Genomic DNA, 3548 nt, shown 5'->3' on the forward strand with positions numbered 1-3548 from the left:
CATTCAAAGGGGCAACTCATGAAAAACTGGTTTGTTGGCGGTGGTACGATAGCAATTGTATTTTCAATATTGGGTGGGTTAGCTGACGTTGGAAAAGCAACTCGTAATATAGATAGAGTCTCAACTATATCAGATAGCACAAGGGTAATGGGTGCAGTGAATGACACTGGAGAAGTTAACTCTATTACTAATAAAACTCAAAACGTTATCGAGCCAATAAAGAAAACTGCAGACGCATACTCTATGGCTGACAATCTTGGTAAATTAGAAAGTTCAAATTCGTGTAACAAAGATAGCAATCAGCAACCTAAAAACAAAGAATGCTAACAAATTGTTCAAGTAGACAGCTAACGTTTGTCGATTTTGGTTTGAGTTGAATTTAGTGATTACGGTGGCTTTGTTTAAGTGCAGTGGTCGTTAGCTGCTACTTAACAAGGCGTTATGTGGTTTCCGGAGTTTGAAAGATGATAGTTAACAATTATGTACTGGTTAGAAGAGATAATGCCAATATTGGCTACTTCAAAAAGAGTATTGAAATGCCATGTGTGCCTCCTATCGGAACTAAGGTCTTGTTTAACAGATCTATAGGCAGTCTATCCTTCATAGTGGAAACGATCACTTATTCAGAGGATTCTGCGGAGTTTAGTTTGCATTTTGAGTTAGACGTAAGTGAGGAGGAAGTTCGCACAAAACAGCCTTTAACTGACAGTTATCTTCCTAAGCGCCTTATAAAGTTGGGTTTTGAGCTTCAGTGGCTTGAAGAGGGCTACGAAGATCTAATAACCACATAACAAATTGTTCAAGCAGACAGCTAACGTTTGGCGATTTTGGTTTGATTGAGTTCAGTGATTACGGTGGTTTTGGTTGAGTGTGGTGGTAGTTAGCTGCTACTTAACAAGGCGTTATATGCTCTAGAGGAAATGGATAATTCGATGATCGAGACTGAAAGACTAATACTTAGCCCTGTAACCCCAGAAGATTCTGATATTTTTACAAAACTTCTGACCTGCGCTGAAACAACAAGATATTTACCGGGTGGAAAGCCTTTTAGCTTGGAGTACATTCAGAATTACGTACCAAGCAAAGTGGCTCACTGGTCGAAAGGCTATGGTACTTTCATTGTTGCGTTAAAGAGTAAGCCATCTCAAAAAATCGGTTATGCTGGCGTCGAGTTAGGTCCTGACTCGAGTTTTTCAGATATCAGGTATGCATTACTACCTCAATATCAAGGTAAAGGGTACGCTTTTGAAGCTTCAAAGGCAGCCTTGAATTTCACCTTGGAATCGGGTTTGGTGTCTGAAGTTTATGGTGTAGCGGTAATAGAAAATCTGGCATCAGAAAAATTACTCCGTAAGCTTGGTATGCAAGAATCCGCAGAACGTTTGTACGACAGTGATGACTTGGTTACTCTCTCTACTCAAACACGCATATAACAAACGTTATATGCCATTCGAGGAGATATCATTGACTACTGCCTTTGCATTGCTAATCGGTTTTGTGTTTGTAATGCCATTTTTAGTGTTACTCCATGAGATTGGTCATGCTATTCCAATTTTAATTACTGGCGAAAAAGTTCAAATCACATTGGGAAGTTCTGATTTTGTATCGTCGTTATCTATCGGTGGGCTATCAATTCAAAGCAGTTTGATACCTTTAAATGTTGGTTATTGTTCAACACAAGCTGAGCTTACAAAAGCAGTGAACATAGTATCAATAATTGGTGGACCTATTGTTTCAGCTCTTTGTGCCGCGATACTGTTTGCATTGAGTAGAATGCTCGAAGGTCAAATAATAGTATTTCTAGTGCGATTCGGCGCTTGGTTTTCAGTATTTCAGTTCCTTTTAACAATTGCTCCTATTCAATACGGAGAGTGGTTTTTAGGTTATGCGGGGGTTGATAGTGACGGGTTGAGGCTTATCAAACTATTGCGCACAGGCATATAACAAACGGTTCAAGTGGATTCGTAACGCTTGGCACTTTTTGTGTCAAATTTGGGTTGTGTGATTACGGTGCTTTAATTTGGTTCGGTGGTGCGTTACTCACCACTTAACCGGGCGTTATGCCTTTTGAAGGGGAATTTATGTCTATACCAAAGAAATCAATATTGAGCGAGTATTCAGATAACTCATATTTCTGTGATAGCTTTTCGAAAAAAATAGCATATAACAACCAATCTGCTATTGAAGTGTTTCTTGAAATAGCATCTCAAACACCGACGTGGATTGCCTTTCTGATGTCTATGAGAAACTCGGTTGTATCAAAACTCGGTTTAAAAGATTTGGGTGGCCTACAAGATATCCCCCGAGATAAATTAGCTTCAGAATATGCCGTGGGTGAACGAGTCGGTATTTTTACGCTGGTCAGTTCAACTGAGAATGAAGTTGTATTAGAAGACTGTGATAAACATCTTGATGTTCGAGTTTCTTTCCTCATTGAACCTGAAGGGGAAACCGCAATTATTCACGCCAATACCGTGGTTCATGTGAACAACGTGTTTGGTAAGGTTTACATGTTCTTCGTTACACCATTTCACAAAATAATAGTACCAAGCTCCCTGAGAGGGTTGGGACAGGCATAACAAATTGTTCAAGCAGACAGCTAACGTTTGGCGATTTTGGTTTGAATTGAGTTTAGTGATTACGGTGGCTTTGTTTGTGTGCAGTGGTAGTTAGCTGCTACTTAACAAGGCGTTATATTCTTGGGAGGAATTTCATGATTAGGGAAATCACAAAGTCAGATTTTGAGTCGTTTTGGCCAACCTTCGCTGAGGTTATTCTGGCTCAAGAAACCTATGCTTTCGACCCTGATATGACGCAAGAACAGGCGTTTGCCTTGTGGTGCCAGGCGCCACTAATAGCCTATGTATTCGTTGAAAATGATGAAGTTCTTGGTACTTATTATATTAAGCCGAATGCAATGGGGCCAAGCAATCATATCTGTAATTGTGGTTATATGGTATCAAGTGAAGCTAGAGGTAAAGGTATTGCTCGTCGCTTGTGTGAGCACTCGCAACAGAAAGCAATTGAGCTTGGCTTTGAAGCAATGCAATTTAACAGTGTTGTGTCTACGAATATAGTGGCAGTTAAACTGTGGGAAAAGCTTGGTTTCAGTATTATCGGGACGATCCCCAAGGCATATAAACATGCTCAGTTGGGGTTCGTTGATAGCTACGTCATGTACAAATGGCTACGAATATAACAAACGCTTCAAGTCGATTCGTAACGCTTGGCACTTTTGGTGTTAATCTAGGCTTATGTGATTACGGTGTCTAAGTAAAGTTTCGTGGAGCGCCACTCACAACTTAAGCGGGCGTTAGTTGCACTTAGAAATTTAGTGGTCAAATCATTGTCCCTTCAGCTATGCAGTGACAAGCCCCACTGCTTAACTTTCTTTCCGGTGGCAGCGTGAAAGCGTCATTCGCTTTAGTCCTCGAGGTTTCGCGGAACTGCTTTTGGTGTCCGTGAGCAACGAAAGTAACATCTTCCTCAACCCGTTTTTCAGTGACTTCGGTGGGTTCTTTTTCGCGCCAACTCGCATTAATCGAAAG

At 40.6% G+C, this 3548-nt stretch carries 6 protein-coding genes; 5 read left to right on the forward strand and 1 reads right to left on the reverse strand.

Annotated features, from left to right (window positions below; genetic code table 11):
- The 5 genes from MD535_RS25145 to MD535_RS25165 form a co-directional block, all read left to right on the forward strand.
- Positions 1-327: hypothetical protein (locus tag MD535_RS25145; protein ID WP_265678005.1), on the forward strand; the 327-nt coding region annotated here is incomplete at its 5' end.
- 605 nt (positions 328-932) lie between these two features.
- Positions 933-1433 (forward strand): GNAT family N-acetyltransferase, encoded by a 501-nt coding sequence (locus MD535_RS25150; RefSeq protein WP_265678006.1) that lies wholly within the window; start codon positions 933-935, stop codon positions 1431-1433.
- Between the two features lie 31 nt (positions 1434-1464).
- Positions 1465-1944 carry a M50 family metallopeptidase gene (locus tag MD535_RS25155; RefSeq protein WP_265678007.1) on the forward strand — a complete coding sequence of 160 codons (480 nt, stop codon included), beginning with the start codon at positions 1465-1467 and terminating at the stop codon, positions 1942-1944.
- Positions 1945-2081: 137 nt separating this feature from the next.
- Positions 2082-2579, forward strand: a complete 498-nt coding sequence (locus MD535_RS25160) for a DUF2867 domain-containing protein (RefSeq protein WP_265678008.1) — start codon at positions 2082-2084, stop codon at positions 2577-2579.
- Between the two features lie 134 nt (positions 2580-2713).
- A complete protein-coding gene (locus MD535_RS25165; RefSeq protein ID WP_265678009.1) occupies positions 2714-3199 on the forward strand; it encodes a GNAT family N-acetyltransferase in 486 nt (161 codons plus the stop codon).
- A gap of 139 nt (positions 3200-3338) precedes the next feature.
- Here MD535_RS25165 and MD535_RS25170 read toward each other — a convergent pair.
- A partial coding sequence (locus tag MD535_RS25170) for a hypothetical protein (protein WP_265678010.1) occupies positions 3339-3548 on the reverse strand: 210 nt, incomplete at its 5' end.

The organism is Vibrio qingdaonensis, from assembly GCF_026191675.1.
GTDB lineage: Bacteria > Pseudomonadota > Gammaproteobacteria > Enterobacterales > Vibrionaceae > Vibrio > Vibrio qingdaonensis.

Coding starts and splice junctions, on each gene's coding strand:
- MD535_RS25150 (WP_265678006.1), top strand. CDS start 933: ATGATCGAGACTGAAAGACTAATACTTAGCCCTGTAACCCCAGAAGAT.
- MD535_RS25160 (WP_265678008.1), top strand. CDS start 2,082: ATGTCTATACCAAAGAAATCAATATTGAGCGAGTATTCAGATAACTCA.
- MD535_RS25165 (WP_265678009.1), top strand. CDS start 2,714: ATGATTAGGGAAATCACAAAGTCAGATTTTGAGTCGTTTTGGCCAACC.